Origin of the sequence: Micromonospora yasonensis, from assembly GCF_026013475.1 — a bacterium.
GTDB classification, from domain to species: domain Bacteria; phylum Actinomycetota; class Actinomycetes; order Mycobacteriales; family Micromonosporaceae; genus Micromonospora; species Micromonospora yasonensis.
This window is the reverse complement of record NZ_JAPDPH010000168.1, coordinates 1-15,295: the sequence shown is the minus strand read 5'-3', so window position 1 is coordinate 15,295 and position 15,295 is coordinate 1. Positions and strand designations below refer to the sequence as shown.

The following is a 15,295-nucleotide window of genomic DNA, read 5'->3' as shown; positions in this document are numbered from 1 at the left end:
GCGGCGGACACCGGCACGGCCACCGGGGCCAGCGGCGCCTCGGGACCGGCCGGCGCGGGTCGGGCGGCCGACACGGTGGGCAGGTCCTTCTCGTCCTCCACCGCGGCCGCGGCGGGCGCCTCGGCCACCCCGGCCTCGGCGGTCAGCCCGACGGCGCCGGTGTCGTCGGTGCCGCTCTCCGGAACCTCGGCGGACGGGCTCGTCGCGGCGGCCTCCTCCCGGGCCCGGCGCAGCGCGTCGGCCTCCTCGGTCCGGCCCTCCCGGAGCGCGGTGACCTCGGCCTCCAGCACGCCGATCAGCTCGGACTTGTAGCCGATGTCGTACGCCGCCCGGCGCATCGCCTGGTCGACCTGGGCCATCCGGTAGCCGCGCAGCGCGGTGTCGAAGCGCACCTCGGCGACGTCCGACTCGTGCAGCGGCCGGCCGCCCGGCAGGGGTACGGCCCGCCCGTCCGGCTCGACCGGCACCAGGCCCGGATCGCGGCCGGAGACCAGCACCGTCACCCCGAAGACGACCGCCGCGACGGTCAGCGCCACGACCAAGAGGAGCAGAACCTGACCCATGGGGAGATCGTGGCATGCGGGACGGCGTGGGGCGAGCCCTCCACCGGCTCCGATCATGATTCGAAACCGGGCGTACCGCCCGGGCGGTTCCGGGGCGGGACCGGATAGCGTCGGGGGCGGCTGGCGCGGGACCGGAGATCAGGAGGGCGGCATGGCGGCGGAGCTGCGGCTCGGTGGGCGGACCTTTTCCCCTGGTGAGCTGGTGGTGATGGCCATCGTCAACCGCACGCCGGACTCGTTCTTCGACCGGGGGGCCACCTTCGCGCAGGACAGCGCGCTGCACGCGGTCGAGCGGGCGGTCACCGAGGGCGCGGAGATCATCGACATCGGCGGGGTGAAGGCCGGGCCGGGCGACGAGGTCGACGTGACCGAAGAGATCCGCCGGACGGTGGACACCATCGCCGCGGTCCGGAACGCCTTCCCGGACGTGGTCATCTCGATCGACACCTGGCGCGCCGAGGTGGCGGTGGAGGCCGTGGCGGCCGGGGCCGACCTGCTCAACGACACCTGGTCGGGGGCGGATCCGGCGCTGGCCCGGGTCGCCGCCGAGACCGGCGTGGGGCTGGTCTGCTCGCACGCGGGCGGGCTCACCCCGCGCACCCGGCCGCACCGGACGGCCTTCGACGACGTGGTGGCCGACGTGGTCACGACGGTGACCGGGCTCGCCGACCGCGCGGTCGCCCTGGGCGTACGCCGGGACGGGATCCTGATCGACCCGGCGCACGACTTCGGCAAGAACACCCGCCACTCGCTGGAGATCACCCGCCGGCTGGCGGAGCTCAGCGACACCGGGTGGCCGCTGCTCGTCGCCCTGTCGAACAAGGACTTCATCGGCGAGACCCTGGACCTGCCGGTGCCGGACCGGCTGGAGGGCACGCTCGCCGCCACCGCCGTGTCGGCCTGGCTCGGCGCCCGGGTGTTCCGCGCCCATCAGGTACGCGAAACCCGCCGGGTGCTCGACATGGTGGCCTCGATCAAGGGGGACCGGCCGCCGACGCTGACCCGCCGCGGTCTGGCCTGAGCCCCACGGCAAGCGCGTCTGACGCCGCGCAGCGCCCCGGAGCCGTCGGTCAGGTCCAGCGGAGGATGTTCTTGCGCCAGGCGTAGAGGATGCCGAGCGCCACCACGGCGACGAAGACCGCCATCTCGACGACGGTGGTCACGCCGAACCCGGGCCGGTCGAAGACCAGCGCCCAGGGGAAGAGGAAGACCGCCTCGACCGCGAAGAGCACGTACAGGTACGCGTAGACGTAGTAGCGGATCTGCATCTGCGCCCAGTCGCCACCGACCGGGTCGAGACCGCACTCGTACGCGGACCGCTTGCCCCAGGGATCCGCGGGACGGCGAGGGCGTAGCACTCGATTGGCCGAGAACGCGGTGACGAAGAAGAGCACGGCGGCGAGCAGCAGGAGACCGAGCGTGGCGTACGAGCCGAGGTAACCGGTCACGGTCGGCAGCCTACCGTCCCGGCCATCGAGGCGCCCCCGGCCAGGCCGGCGGGCCCCGCGCTGGCCGCACTCGCGGCGGCGATCGCGGTGGGCCGCCGCTTCGCGGGCCGGCCCTCGCACGGGTGACCCCGTGAGGGCCGGATTCGGTCCTGCGGTGATCTGGATTACGGTCGCGGTACTAAACAGCGCAAAGGCGGGCATACAGCGGCCCGATCGGGTCCCATACGCCGGACCTCCACCAAGGTGGCCCTAACGGTCCGACGTAGGCTCTGACGTGAGAAATCGAGCGGGCCGGGCCCAGAGACGGACGGCCGGCGGTAGCAGCGCGTCAAGGAGGGCATGTGGCCGGGCAAGGCGGGGTCACCACACTGTTCAGCCGCCCCTGCGACGGCGCTGAGCGAAGCGAGGTGCGGGCGTGACCAAGCAGATCCGTCAACTGGACCGGGTGGTGATCCGGTTTGCCGGTGATTCGGGTGATGGTATGCAGCTCACGGGTGATCGGTTCACGTCGGAGACGGCGCAGTTGGGTAATGATATTTCGACGTTGCCGAATTTCCCGGCGGAGATTCGGGCGCCTGCGGGGACCCTGCCGGGGGTGTCGTCGTTTCAGGTGCATTTCGCTGATTACGACATCCTGACGCCGGGTGACGCGCCGAATGTGTTGGTGGCGATGAATCCGGCGGCGTTGAAGGCGAATCTGGTGGATCTGCCGCGGGGTGCGGACGTGATCGTGAACACGGATGAGTTCACGAAGCGGAATCTGGCGAAGGTCGGCTACCAGGTCAGCCCGTTGGATGACGGGTCGTTGGACGGGTATGTGGTGCATCCGGTGGCGTTGACGTCGATGACGGTCGGTGCTTTGGCTGGGCTTGAGGTGTCGAAGAAGGACGCGGAGCGGGCGAAGAACATGTTCGCTCTGGGTTTGTTGTCGTGGATGTATTCGCGTCCGTACGAGTCGACGTTGCGGTTTTTGGAGCGGAAGTTCGCGGCGCGGCCGGAGTTGGTGGCGGCGAACGTGGCGGCGTTCCGGGCGGGTTGGAATTTCGGGGAGACGACCGAGGATTTCTCCGTCCGGTACGAGGTGAAGCCGGCGAAGATGGTGGCGGGCACCTACCGCAACATCACCGGTAACCAGGCGTTGTCGTTGGGTCTGGTCGCCGCGGGGGTCCGGTCGGGGCTGCCGGTGTTCCTGGGCGCGTATCCGATAACGCCGGCCTCCGACATCCTGCACGAGTTGTCCAAGCACAAGCGGTTCGGTGTGGTCACGATGCAGGCCGAGGACGAGATCGCCGCGGTCGGCGCCGCGTTGGGCGCCTCATACGGCGGGTCCCTGGGGGTGACCACCACCAGCGGTCCGGGTGTGGCGTTGAAGAGCGAAACGATCTCCCTCGCCGTCGCCCTGGAACTGCCGCTGGTGGTGGTGGATGTGCAGCGGGCGGGGCCGTCGACGGGCATGCCGACCAAGACCGAACAGGCGGACCTGAACATGGCCCTGTTCGGCCGCCACGGTGAGGCGCCGGTCGCGGTGATCGCCCCGAAATCCCCCGCGGACTGTTTCCACGCCGCGCTGGAGGCCGCCCGCATCGCGTTGACGTATCGCACACCGGTGATCCTGCTGTCGGACAACTACGTCGCCAACGGCTCCGAACCGTGGCTGCTCCCCGACATCGACAGCCTGCCGGACCTGCGCGTGCAGTTCGCGACCGCCCCCAACGGTGAGGACGGCACCACGTTCCTGCCCTACCTACGCGACCCGGCCACCCTGGCCCGACCGTGGGCGGTCCCCGGCACCCCCGGCCTGGAACACCGCATCGGCGGCCTGGAGAAAGCCGACAAGACCGGCGACATCTCCTACGACCCGGCCAACCACGACCTCATGGTCCGCACCCGCGCCGCCCGCATCGACACCATTCCCGTGCCCGATATCGAGGTCGAGGACCCCGACGGCGACGCCCGCGTCCTCGTGCTCGGCTGGGGCTCCACCTACGGGCCGATCGGCGCCGCCTGCCGCACCCTACGCCAACGCGGCCTGGCCATCGCCCAGGCGCACCTACGGCACCTCGCGCCGATGCCCGCCAACCTCGGCGACGTCCTACGCGCCTACGACCGGGTCGTGATCCCCGAGATGAACCTCGGCCAACTCGCCCACGTCATCCGCGCCCGGTACCTCATCGACGCGATCGGCTACAACCAGGTCCGCGGCCTACCGTTCACCGCCGCCGAACTGGAGACCACGCTGGAAGAGGTCGTCAAAAATGCCTGAACCCACCGCCCTCAAACTCACCGCCAAGGACTTCAAATCCGACCAGGAAGTCCGCTGGTGCCCCGGCTGCGGCGACTACGCCATCCTCGCCGCCGTGCAAGGCTTCATGCCCGAACTCGGCATCCCCCGCGAGAACATCGTGTTCATCTCCGGAATCGGCTGCTCCTCCCGCTTCCCCTACTACATGAACACCTACGGCATGCACTCCATCCACGGCCGCGCCCCCGCCATCGCCACCGGCCTGTCCACCACCCGCCCCGACCTGTCCATCTGGGTCGTCACCGGCGACGGCGACGCCCTGTCCATCGGCGGCAACCACCTCATCCACGCCCTACGCCGCAACGTCAACCTCAAAATCCTGCTCTTCAACAACCGCATCTACGGCCTCACCAAAGGCCAGTACTCGCCGACCTCCGAAATCGGGAAGATCACCAAATCCACCCCGGTCGGGTCCGCCGACGCGCCGTTCAACCCGCTGTCGCTCGCGCTCGGAGCGGAGGCCACCTTCGTCGCCCGCACCATCGACTCCGACCGCAAACACCTGCAATCGGTACTGCGGGCGGCGGCCGAGCACCAAGGGTCCGCGTTCGTCGAGATCTACCAAAACTGCAACATCTTCAACGACGGCGCCTTCGACCAACTGAAAGAACCCGCCACCCGCGACGACTACCTCATCCGCCTCGAACACCGGCAGCCGATCACCTTCGGCACCGACGGCCAATTCTGCGTCGTCCACCCACCCGGCGGCTTCGGCCTCGAAGTCCGCGAAACAGCCACCACCCCAACCGACCAGATCGTCGTGCACGACGCCACCGTCACCGACCCCGCCTACGCCTTCGCCCTCACCCGCCTGCCCGGCCCCGACCTACGCAACACCCCCATCGGCGTGCTCCGCTCGGTGAACCGCCCCGCCTACGACACCGTCGTCCAGGAACAGGTGGCAACCGCCAAAGCAAGAACCGACCAAACCCTCGAACAGCAACTCGCCCGACTCCTTGCCAACGGCGACACCTGGACGATCATCTGACTCGGCCCGCCGCCGGATGGGCTGTCAGGGGCCCCGCCGGTTCAGCTCAACCGAGCCGTGTGGTTCACTCGTCGCCGACGGTCTCCGTCTCGCCGTCGTGCCGGAACTGGGCGGCCAGGTGCTCGTCGGGTTGCGGGGCCTGCGCCAGGTTGTGGTGCGGGTCCCCGTCCGGGGAGAACAGGACGTCGTCGGTCTTCTTGCTCTTCTCCTGGTCCTCTTCCGGCTCTGTCACGTCCGCTCCTCGCCAGATGTGGTCGGTGGCCGTCCCGTGCGGGTCGGTCCGGTTATGTCCCGATACCCACCCTAGGCGCGGTGAACGCCCCCCGCAGACGGATGCCGCCCGGCACCCCGGGTGGCTCCGCACGAAACGCCACCAGGCGCGGCGGGCGATGCGCCATGGTGAATGGCGAGGGCCGGCGGTACGGGGGTGGCGGGTGCGGACCAAGGAGATCATCGAGCGGATCGGCGCGCTGCTGGACCTGGCCGGGGTCCTGGTCATCGCCCTCGGCGTGGCCATCGCCACGGTCGTCTTCCTGCTCCGCTGGTCACGGACCGGGCAGCTGGTCGACCACTACCGGGCGTACCGGCAGGGGGTCGGCCGCGCCATTCTGCTCGGGCTGGAGTTCCTGGTCGGCGGAGACATCATCCGTACCGTGGCGGTCTCGCCCACCTTCATTAGCGTCGGCGTGCTCGCGCTGATCGTGCTGGTCCGGACCTTCCTCAGCTTCTCGTTGGAGGTGGAGCTGGACGGGCGCTGGCCGTGGCAGGGCAAGGGGCCGCTGGGCGGCCCGACCGTGGGGGCCGGCCCGCGATAAACCGGCGGCGTTCGTCGTACCCGACCGGGAGAATTCCCGCCGTGCCCCGCTCCACTGTGGCCGCCTGCGGTCAGATGTTGGCCGAGTCGGCCGGCACGTCGGGCGGCAGCGAGGGCGCCCCGGTCGACGGCGCCTCGCGCGGGCAGCTCAGCCCGAGGGTGTACGCGGTCATCGACAGCGACCCGTACGCGTACCCGTCGACCAGCACCTCGGGGCGACCGTCGGCGGAACCGGCCAGCCCGGCCAGGTACAGCAGCGGGATGAAGTGGTCCGGGGTCGGTACGGCCAGGTCGTAGTCGCGGTGCCCGTCCAGCCGGGCCGCCTCGGTCGGGTCGTCCAGGACGATCTCCCGGGCGGCGTCGTCGAAGCGGCGGGCCCAGTCGAAACCCTCGTCGGTCAGGCGCGGGTCCACGCCGCCCAGGTTGTGCACCACGTTGCCGCTGGCCACCACGAGCACGCCGCGCTCGCGCAGCGGAGCGAGCCGCGCGCCGAGGTCGAGGTGGTAGTCCAGCGGCTTGAAGGCGTTGATGCTCAGCTGCACCACCGGGATGTCCGCGTCGGGGAAGGCGTGGGTGAGCACTGACCAGGTGCCGTGGTCGATTCCCCAGGAGTCCAGGTCGGCGCCGACCCAGGTGGGGTGCACCACGTCGCTGATCTCCTCGGCCAGCTCGGGCAGTCCGGGCGCGGGGTAGCGCACGTCGAACAGTTGCTGCGGGAAGCCGTAGAAGTCGTGGATGGTGCGCGGGCGCGGCATGGCGGTGACCGCGGTGGCGCCGATGTACCAGTGCGCGGAGACCACCAGGATCGCCCGGGGCCGGGGCACCGCCCGGCCGAACTCGCGCCAGGCGGAGGTGTAGCGGTTGACCTCCAGGGCGTTCATCGGATTGCCGTGCCCGAAGAACGCCGCCGGCAGCACCGTCTGCGTCGTCTGCTCGCCCATCCCGCTCCCCGTCGCCGGCCGTGTCCCCGAGGCTAACCCGGGCAGCGGTGCGGTGTCCGGACGACCGGGCCGGCCGTACCCAGCGGTTCGGCCGTCCCGGCGAGGCAGGGTCCCCACGATCTTGCTGGATACCCCCTACGGGTATAGGGTAGGTGGTGGAGGTGCGTTTCGATGGAGCACGAACACCGGGCGACCCGGCACCACGACCAGGTCGGGCACGACCACGACCAGCACGCCGGCCACGCCGGCGGGCACGACAAGCACGCCGGGCACGACCCGGAGCAGTTCCGGCGGAAGTTCTGGCTGAGCCTGGCGCTGACCGTGCCGCTCGTGGCGACCAGCCACATGGTCATGGAGTGGTTCGGCTACCGGCTCGACTTCCCAGGTATGGCGTGGGTCGGCCCGGTCCTCGGCTCCCTCGTCTTCTGGTACGGCGGGTGGCCCTTCCTGGTCGGCGGCGTCCGTGAGCTCCGCGACCGGGCGCCCGGGATGATGCTGCTGATCTCGATGGCGATCACCGTCGCGTACGGCGCCTCCGTGGCGACCAGCGTTGGCCTGTTCGACCTGGACTTCTGGTGGGAGCTGGCGGCGCTGGTGACCATCATGCTGCTCGGCCACTGGCAGGAGATGAAGGCGATCGGGCAGGCCCAGGGAGCCCTGGCGGCCCTTGCGGCGCTGCTGCCCGACGACGCCGAACGCCTCGACGAGGCGGGCCAGCCGCACCGGGTGTCGGTGGGCGACCTGCGGGTGGGTGACCTGGTGCTGGTCCGCTCCGGTGGCCGGGTCCCCGCCGACGGGCGAATCGTCGACGGGGCCGCGGAACTCGACGAGTCGATGATCACCGGTGAGTCCCGGCCGGTGCCCCGCGCCGTCGGGGACCGGGTGGTCGCCGGCACCGTGGCCACCGACTCCGCCCTGCGGGTACGCGTCGAGGCCGTCGGCGAGGACACCGCGCTCGCCGGCATCGGCCGGCTCGTCGCCCAGGCACAGGCCTCCGGTGGGCGTGCCCAGGCCCTCGCCGACCGGTTCGCCGCCCTGCTGTTCTACGTCGCCGCCCTCGCCGGGCTGGCCACCTTCGGCGCCTGGCTCGTCCTCGGCAACACCGACCAGGCGGTGGTCCGCACCGTGACGGTCCTGGTGATCGCCTGCCCGCACGCCCTCGGGCTGGCCATCCCGCTGGTGGTGGCGCTGTCCACGGCGCTCTCGGCGCGCGCCGGCATCCTGGTGAAGGACCGGCTCGCGCTGGAGCGGATGCGCACGGTCGACGCGGTCCTGTTCGACAAGACCGGCACCCTCACCAAGGGCCGGCACACCCTCACCGGCGTGGCCGCCGCCGGTGACCTGACCGAGGACGACGCGCTGCGGGTCGCCGCCGCGGTCGAGGCCGACAGCGAGCACCCGCTCGCCCGGGCCCTGGTCGCCGCCGCTCAGGAGCGGAGCCTGCGGGCCGAGGCGCGGGACTTCCGGTCGCTGACCGGCCGGGGCGTCCGCGCGGTGGTCGACGGTACGCAGTGGGCGGTCGGTGGCCCGGCCCTGCTGCGCGAACTGGGCGTCGACGTGCCCGGCGAACTGATCCGTGCCGCCGAGGGTTGGTCGCACCGGGGCGCGGCGGTGCTGCACCTGGTCCGGTCGCCCGAGCGGGGCGCCGCCCGGGTGGTCGGCGCGTTCGCCCTGGAGGACGAGGTCCGCCCGGAGGCCCGCGAGGCGATCGCCCAACTGCGCGAGCAGGGGGTGCAGAAGATCGTCATGATCACCGGGGACGCCCGGCCGGTCGCCGAGGCGGTCGCCGCCGACCTGGGCTTCCGCCCCGGGGTGGACGAGGTCTTCGCCGAGGTGCTCCCCGCCGACAAGGACAAGGCGGTCACCGACCTCCAGTCGCGGGGGCTGACCGTGGCGATGGTCGGCGACGGGGTGAACGACGCCCCGGCGCTCGCCCGGGCGGACGTGGGAGTGGCGATCGGCGCCGGCACCGACGTGGCCATCGAATCCGCGGGGGTGGTGCTGGCCAGCGACGACCCGCGCGGCGTCACCGGCGTCATCCGGCTGTCCCGGGCGTCGTACCGGAAGATGCGGCAGAACCTGGCCTGGGCGGCCGGCTACAACGTGGTGGCGATCCCGCTCGCCGCCGGGGTGCTGGCCTGGGCGGGCGTCGCGCTCAGCCCGGCCGTCGGCGCGGTGCTGATGTCGGCCTCCACCATCGTCGTGGCGCTCAACGCGCAACTGCTCCGCCGGGTACGCCTCACGCCCGAGGACTGAGCGGCACCCGCAGATGCAGCCGCCGCTGCCCTCAACCCCTGGCGGATACGAGGAGCAGCGGTGGTTTACGGCCGCAGCTGCGGGCCGCTAGGGTGGCCGGGTGACGGTGTTCCGGATCGGCGAGGCCGCCGAACTGCTCGGGGTCAGCGCGGACACGGTCCGCCGCTGGATCGACGCCGGGCGGCTGCCCGCCACGCGCGACGAGCACGGCCACCGGGTGCTCGACGGGGTCGACCTGGCCGCGTTCGTCCGCGCCCCGGGGCACCCGGAGCTGTCGTCCGCCCGTAACCGGCTGCGCGGCATCGTCACCGCCGTCGTCAAGGACACCGTGATGGCCCAGGTCGACATCCAGGCCGGGCCGTTCCGGATCGTCTCGCTGATGAGCCGGGAGGCGGTCGACGAACTCGACCTGCAGGTCGGCGCGGTTGCCGTCGCCGTGATCAAGTCGACCACCGTCGTGGTCGAACGCGCCCCCGCGGCCAAGGGAAGGACCAGTTCATGACCGTGCCGTGGATCCGCGCCGCCCTCGCCGGGGCGGCCGCGCTGGCCCTGGGTCTGACCGGCTGCGCCGGCACCGCCGACGGCCCGGCCGCCGAGGCCGGCGGCGGACGGGTGACCGTGTTCGCCGCCGCCTCGCTCACCGAGTCCTTCACAAAGCTGGGCAAGGACTTCGAGGCGGCCCACCCCGGCACCACCGTCACCTTCAACTTCGCCGGCAGCTCGGCGCTCGCCACCCAGATCACCCAGGGCGCCCCGGCCGACGTCTTCGCCGCCGCCTCCCCGGCCACCATGAAGACGGTCACCGACGCGGGCGACGCCGCCGGCGACCCGGCCACCCTGGTCCGCAACCAGCTTGTCGTCGCCGTCCTCAGGGGCAACCCGGGCAAGGTCGCCGGGCTGGCCGACCTGGCCCGGCCCGGGGTGAAGGTGGCACTCTGTGCCGAGCAGGTCCCGTGCGGGTCGGCGGCGAGACAGGCCCTCGACGCGGCCGGCGTCCGGCTCACCCCGGCCACCCTCGAACAGGACGTCAAGGGCGCGCTGGCCAAGGTGAGGCTCGGCGAGGTCGACGCCGCCCTCGTCTACCGCACCGACGCCCGGTCCGCCGCCGGTGAGCTGGACGCCGTCGAGTTCCCCGAGTCCGCGCAGGCGGTCAACGACTACCCGATCGTCGTGCTGAAGCACGCGGGCAACCCGGACGGCGCCCGGGCCTTCCTCGACTACGTCCGCTCCGACGCGGGCCTCGCCGTGCTGGCCGGCGCCGGGTTCCAGGCCCCGCAAAACCGGTGACCCGCCCCGTCGCCACCCGGCAGCGGCTGCCGCTCGCCCTGCTGCTCCCCGCCGGCCTCGGGCTGTTCTTCCTCGTCCTGCCGCTGCTCGGTCTGCTGGCCCGGGCACCGTGGACCACCCTGCCCCGACGGCTGGCCGAGCCGGGCGTGCTCACCGCGCTGCGGCTGTCGCTGGAGACCGCCACCCTCGCCACGCTGCTCTGCGTCGCCCTCGGCGTACCCCTGGCGTGGCTGCTCGCCCGGGTCGAGTTCCCCGGCCGGCGGCTGGTGCGCGCGCTGGTCACCGTGCCGCTGGTGCTGCCCCCGGTGGTCGGCGGGGTGGCGCTGCTGCTGGTCTTCGGCCGACGTGGGCTGCTCGGGTCGTGGCTGGACGCCGCCTTCGGGGTGACCCTGCCGTTCACCACCCCCGGGGTGGTGCTCGCCGAGGCGTTCGTGGCCATGCCGTTCCTGGTCATCGCGGTCGAGGGGGCGCTGCGCGGCGCCGACCGGCGGTACGAGGAGGCGGCGGCCACCCTCGGCGCCGGGCGCTGGACCACCTTCACCCACGTCACCCTGCCGCTGGTCGCCCCCGGTGTGGCGGCGGGCGCGGTGCTCTGCTGGGCCCGCGCGCTCGGCGAGTTCGGCGCGACCATCACCTTCGCCGGCAACTATCCCGGCCGCACCCAGACCATGCCGCTGGCCGTCTACCTGGCCCTGGAGACTGACCTGCAGGCCGCGATCGTGCTCAGCCTCATCCTGCTCACCGTCTCGGTCACCATCCTCGCCGGGCTGCGCGACCGCTGGGTCGGTACGCCGTGACCGCCCCGCCGCTGCTCGACGCGCACCTGGTCGCCGACCGGGGCGCCTTCCACCTCGACGTCCGGCTGCGGATCGCCGCCGGGGAGGTGGTCGCGCTGCTCGGCCCGAACGGGGCCGGCAAGACCACCGCCCTGCGGGCCCTGGCCGGGCTGCACCCGCTCACCGCCGGCCACCTCACCCTCGACGGGGTGGACCTGGACCGCCCCGAGCGGCGCGTGTGGTCCCCGCCCGAGCGACGCCCGGTCGGCGTGGTCTTCCAGGACTACCTGCTCTTCCCGCACCTCAGCGCGCTGGACAACGTCGCCTTCGGCCCGCGCCGGCGGGGCGCCGACCGGCGGGCCGCACGGGCCCGGGCGCAGGGCTGGCTGGACCGGGTGGGCCTGGGCGGACGGGCCCGGGACAAGCCCCGGCAGCTCTCCGGCGGGCAGGCCCAGCGGGTCGCCCTGGCCCGGGCCCTCGCCGTCGAACCCACCCTGCTGCTGCTCGACGAGCCGCTCGCCGCGCTCGACGCGCGGACCCGGCTGGACACCCGCGCCGAACTCCAGCGGCACCTGGGCGAGCACCCGGGCGCCACCCTGCTGGTCACCCACGACCCGCTGGACGCCCTGGTGCTCGCCGACCGGCTGGTCATCGTCGAGCACGGCCGGGTGGTCCAGGAGGGCGACGCGGCCACCGTCACCGCCCGGCCGCGCACCGACTACGTGGCCCGGCTGGTCGGCCTCAACCTGCACCGGGGGCGCGCCGCCGGGCACGCCGTCACGGTCGGCGGGCTCACCCTGACCACGGCGGACGCCGTGCACGGGGTGGCCTTCGTGGCCTTCCCGCCGGCCGCCGTCGCGCTGCATCCGGCCCGCCCCGACGGCAGCCCACGCAACGTCTGGCCGGCGGTCGTGGCCGGGGTGCAGCGACACGGCGACAACCTGCGCGTCCAGCTCGACGGGCCGGTCGCGGTCGCCGCCGACGTCACCCCCGCCGCGGCCGCCCAGTTGGGGCTGCGCCCCGGCCAGGAGGTCTGGGCGGCGGTCAAGGCGGCGGAGACCCGCGCATACCCGGCGTGACGGAAACCTCGTGGACGCTGGCAGCTCCGCGAGGGAAGGTTTGACCTGGGCTTTCCCGGTCAGGGAACAGGGGGAGCGATGAGGAGAGGGGCAACGGGGTGTCCGACACGACCCAGAACCGGTCCAGCCACGAGGCCGTGCTGCCGGACGACGTGACCGACCCGCTGCTGTGGCGGGCGGCGTACGACGTGGCCACCGCGCACCAGCCGGACGAGACCGGTCACTGCCCCAGCCTGCTCTGCGGCGGACAGGCCGCGCCCTGCGACACGCTGGTCGATGCCCGGCGGGCGATGCGCCTGGCCCGGGCCGGCGCGCCGGCCGACGAGAACGCCGCGTTCCGCGACACGCCGCCCCCGACCCGCTCCCCTCGGCGCGAAGCGGCCTGACCCGGCCACTATTCGGCGATCTTGCAGGTTCGGCTGCCTGTTCGTGGTGAAACACCCCTTTCGCGGGCACCACAACCGCGACGAGGCGATACGAACGCTCAGTGGCCGGGGGTGGGGCCGAAGGCAGCCAGGAAGCGGTCCCGGAAGGTGTCCATCCGCCACACCGGGGCCTGCGGGCCGGGGCGCAGGCCGGCCTGCCAGCCCCAGCCGGTGATCCGGTCCAGCACCTTCCGGTCCTTCGCCACGATGGTGATCGGTACGTCCCGGCCGGCGCCCTCGCCGGTGACCGTGGCGGCCGGCTGGTGGTCACCGAGGAAGACCAGCACCAGGTCGTCCCCGCCGTAGGTCAGCACGTACGAGACCAACGTGCCGAGGGTGTACCGGATGGAGTGCGCGTAGTCGGCGCGGATCTGGCCGCTGTCCCGCTGCGCCACGTCCCGGCCGCCCCCGCTGCGGGTCGACGCCTCGTCGAAGATCTTCCCGTCGCCGATCGCGTCCCACGGCACCGGCTTCGGGATCGCCGACCAGGGGGAGTGGCTGGAGACCAGCGGGATCTCCGCCATGATCGGGGCGTGCGGGTGGGCCCGTTCGAGGCGCTGGAAGGTGGCCAGGGTGTACTGGTCCGGCATCGGCGCGTAGCTGAACGTCGGCCCCCGGTAGGCCAGCCGCTCGGCGTCGTAGTACCGGTCGTAGCCGAAGAACTTCCCCTCCGGCCACGGCTGGGTGGCCGCCGGCAGCACCCCGACGGTCTGCCACCCCGCCCGGTGGAACGCGCCGTTGAGGGTCAGCCGGTCGCCGGCCAGCAGGTCCCGGTGCCGCTGGTCGTTGTCGATCCACAGCCCGGACAGCAGAGTGGCGTGGGCCAGCCAACTGCCGCCGCCGAAGGTGGGCGAGGTGAGGAAGCCGCTGCGGGCGTCGTACCCGGCCGCGCGCAGGTCGCGGTAGCTGTCGTCGAGCACCGCGTGCACGCCCGGTGACAGCTCGGGATCCGCCACGGCGGCCCGGCCGTAGCTCTCCACGAATGCGACCAGCACGTCCTTGCCGCGCAGCCCGGTCAGCAGCCGGTCGCCCGGCACGTCGCGGTACGCGTCGGTGGCCGCCTCCCCGGCGAACACCTCGCGGTCCCGCAGCCCGGCCCGGACCTGCCCGGCGTGCGCGGTTACCAGCGTGGTCGCCGCCCGGTCGGCCACCGGTACGCCGGCGGTGAGCCGGACGTCGAACAGGGCGCAGCCCAGCCAGAGCACGGCGAGGGCCGCGACCACCCGGGCCGACGCGGCCCGCTGCCGGGCGAGCAGCCGGGCCAGCCGCAGCACCGCCAGCGCCACCAGCACCGGCAGGCCGGCGGTGAGCAGCAGTGCCCCGGCCGCGGCGGCCACCGCGCCGGCCCGGCCGACCGAGTTGGCGAGATAGCCGTACCCGTCGTCGAACAGCCCCCAGTCGAGCAGCAGGTCGAACGGTCGGCCCCGGGCCACGAAGAAGCCCATGTCCAGCAGCCTCAGCACGGTGAGCAGCCCGAGCAGCAGCCCCGCCAGCGCGGCGGCCGGCCGGCGTGCCCGGGCCGGGAGGACGAGCAGCAGCGTCGCCACGACCAGCCCCTCCACCGGGATCCGCAGCATCGCGGCGGGCCCGACCCGGCTCAGCTCGTCGGGCAGCACCAGCGCGGCCACCACCAGCAGCGCAGCCAGGCCGGTGAGGCCGGCGGCGGCGATCCGCCGACCTCGCGACGGCGCGGCCCCCCGGTCCGGTGGCAGCTCGCCGGCCTCGGCCGCCGACCCTTCCTCGGGCGTCGGCGGTGTGGTCGGGCCGGGGGTGGTGGGCTCGCCGGTCGGGGCGGCCCCGGCCGGTCGGCGGAAGCGGGCGAGGAGTGACACGGGGGCATCCTTCGGCGGCGGGGTGGGAGCCGGGCGACGCGGCGTCAGACGGGCTGGTGGGCGGGGAGCCGGGTGTCCGGCGGCACTGGCCGGGCCGCCGGGCCGTCCGGTCGGGCGGCTAGGGGGAGGCGGGGAGTGGCAGCGGACGGCCCGACGACCGGTCGGTCCGGCCCAGCGGGCGAGGCGGGGCGGTGCCGCCACAGCCAGGCCACGTCGCGGCCGAACGACTCGACCAGCAGGGCCAGCGCGCCCGCCGCCAGCGCGGCGCCGGCCACCGGCGGCAGCAGCCCGCTCGCGGCCACGGTCAGCAGCACGCCCTGCGCGGCGGCGACCACCTTGCGCCAGTAGCGCGGCGGCAGCCGGCGCCGCATCCAGGGCAGCACCCAGCTCGCCGCGACGAAGGCGTACCGCATGCCGCCGATGGCGAGGACCCAGCCGCCGACGGCCGGTGCCAGGTGCGCGCTGAGCACCAGGATCAGGAACGCGTCGACCTCCATGTCGAAGCGCGCGCCCAGCGGGCTGGCCGTGCTGGTGCGCCGGGCCACCGGTCCGTCGACCGCGTCCAACGCGAGCGCCACGGCGGC

15 protein-coding genes and 1 pseudogene are annotated in these 15,295 nt (G+C 73.3%); 10 read left to right on the top strand and 6 right to left on the bottom strand.

Translation table 11 applies throughout. The features are described 5' to 3' along the window. A partial coding sequence (locus ONA70_RS26560) for a DivIVA domain-containing protein (protein ID WP_265009215.1) occupies nt 1-563 on the bottom strand: 563 nt, incomplete at its 3' end. A gap of 151 nt (nt 564-714) precedes the next feature. On the opposite strand from ONA70_RS26560, the gene folP reads away from it, so the two are divergent. Beyond that, complete coding sequence (folP, locus tag ONA70_RS26555) at nt 715-1,584, top strand: dihydropteroate synthase (RefSeq protein ID WP_265009214.1); 870 nt, start codon at nt 715-717, stop codon at nt 1,582-1,584. A 49-nt stretch (nt 1,585-1,633) separates the two neighbouring features. On the opposite strand, the gene ONA70_RS26550 is transcribed toward folP, so the two are convergent. Further along, entirely contained in the window at nt 1,634-2,011 is a 378-nt protein-coding gene (locus ONA70_RS26550) for an NADH-quinone oxidoreductase subunit A (RefSeq protein WP_265009213.1), read from the bottom strand. 415 nt (nt 2,012-2,426) lie between these two features. On the opposite strand from ONA70_RS26550, the gene ONA70_RS26545 reads away from it, so the two are divergent. Both ONA70_RS26545 and ONA70_RS26540 read left to right on the top strand, forming a co-directional pair. Then, entirely contained in the window at nt 2,427-4,274 is a 1,848-nt protein-coding gene (locus ONA70_RS26545) for a 2-oxoacid:acceptor oxidoreductase subunit alpha (RefSeq protein ID WP_265009212.1), read from the top strand. Beyond that, the gene (locus tag ONA70_RS26540) at nt 4,267-5,301 is read left to right on the top strand and encodes a 2-oxoacid:ferredoxin oxidoreductase subunit beta (RefSeq protein WP_265009211.1); all 1,035 of its coding nucleotides are present in this window, start codon (nt 4,267-4,269) and stop codon (nt 5,299-5,301) included. Before ONA70_RS26545 ends, ONA70_RS26540 begins: the two co-directional genes overlap by 8 nt. A 64-nt stretch (nt 5,302-5,365) precedes the next feature. Here ONA70_RS26540 and ONA70_RS26535 read toward each other — a convergent pair whose 3' ends face one another. Further along, nucleotides 5,366-5,533, bottom strand: coding sequence for a hypothetical protein (locus ONA70_RS26535; protein WP_265009210.1), 168 nt, complete (start codon nt 5,531-5,533; stop codon nt 5,366-5,368). 202 nt (nt 5,534-5,735) lie between these two features. Between ONA70_RS26535 and ONA70_RS26530 the strand changes: the two genes are divergently transcribed. Next, nucleotides 5,736-6,116 (top strand): DUF1622 domain-containing protein, encoded by a 381-nt coding sequence (locus tag ONA70_RS26530; protein WP_265009209.1) that lies wholly within the window; start codon nt 5,736-5,738, stop codon nt 6,114-6,116. 70 nt (nt 6,117-6,186) lie between these two features. On the opposite strand, the gene ygiD is transcribed toward ONA70_RS26530, so the two are convergent. Then, nucleotides 6,187-7,056: a 4,5-DOPA-extradiol-dioxygenase gene (gene ygiD, locus ONA70_RS26525; protein WP_265009208.1), complete on the bottom strand. Its 870-nt coding sequence runs from the start codon at nt 7,054-7,056 to the stop codon at nt 6,187-6,189. A gap of 171 nt (nt 7,057-7,227) precedes the next feature. Between ygiD and ONA70_RS26520 the strand changes: the two genes are divergently transcribed. The 6 genes from ONA70_RS26520 to ONA70_RS26495 all read left to right on the top strand — a co-directional run bounded on the left by ONA70_RS26520 (nt 7,228) and on the right by ONA70_RS26495 (nt 12,840). Further along, a complete protein-coding gene (locus tag ONA70_RS26520; protein WP_265009207.1) occupies nt 7,228-9,312 on the top strand; it encodes a heavy metal translocating P-type ATPase in 2,085 nt (694 codons plus the stop codon). A gap of 100 nt (nt 9,313-9,412) precedes the next feature. After that, nucleotides 9,413-9,814 carry a TOBE domain-containing protein gene (locus ONA70_RS26515; protein ID WP_265009206.1) on the top strand — a complete coding sequence of 134 codons (402 nt, stop codon included), beginning with the start codon at nt 9,413-9,415 and terminating at the stop codon, nt 9,812-9,814. Next, a complete protein-coding gene (gene modA, locus ONA70_RS26510) occupies nt 9,811-10,599 on the top strand; it encodes a molybdate ABC transporter substrate-binding protein (RefSeq protein ID WP_265009205.1) in 789 nt (262 codons plus the stop codon). Before ONA70_RS26515 ends, modA begins: the two co-directional genes overlap by 4 nt. Continuing rightward, entirely contained in the window at nt 10,596-11,396 is an 801-nt protein-coding gene (locus ONA70_RS26505) for an ABC transporter permease (RefSeq protein WP_265009204.1), read from the top strand. The genes modA and ONA70_RS26505 overlap by 4 nt, the downstream gene beginning before the upstream one ends. Next, nucleotides 11,393-12,454: an ABC transporter ATP-binding protein gene (locus ONA70_RS26500; RefSeq protein ID WP_406601247.1), complete on the top strand. Its 1,062-nt coding sequence runs from the start codon at nt 11,393-11,395 to the stop codon at nt 12,452-12,454. Before ONA70_RS26505 ends, ONA70_RS26500 begins: the two co-directional genes overlap by 4 nt. A gap of 98 nt (nt 12,455-12,552) precedes the next feature. Next, on the top strand, nt 12,553-12,840 hold the full coding sequence (locus tag ONA70_RS26495) for a hypothetical protein (protein WP_265009203.1): 288 nt from the start codon (nt 12,553-12,555) through the stop codon (nt 12,838-12,840). Between the two features lie 98 nt (nt 12,841-12,938). Here the strand turns inward: ONA70_RS26495 and ONA70_RS26490 are convergent, their stop codons facing one another. After that, nucleotides 12,939-14,711, bottom strand: coding sequence for a sulfatase-like hydrolase/transferase (locus ONA70_RS26490; protein WP_265009202.1), 1,773 nt, complete (start codon nt 14,709-14,711; stop codon nt 12,939-12,941). A 128-nt stretch (nt 14,712-14,839) separates the two neighbouring features. Beyond that, nucleotides 14,840-15,295, bottom strand: a pseudogene (locus ONA70_RS26485) (CDP-alcohol phosphatidyltransferase family protein); the annotation flags it as partial.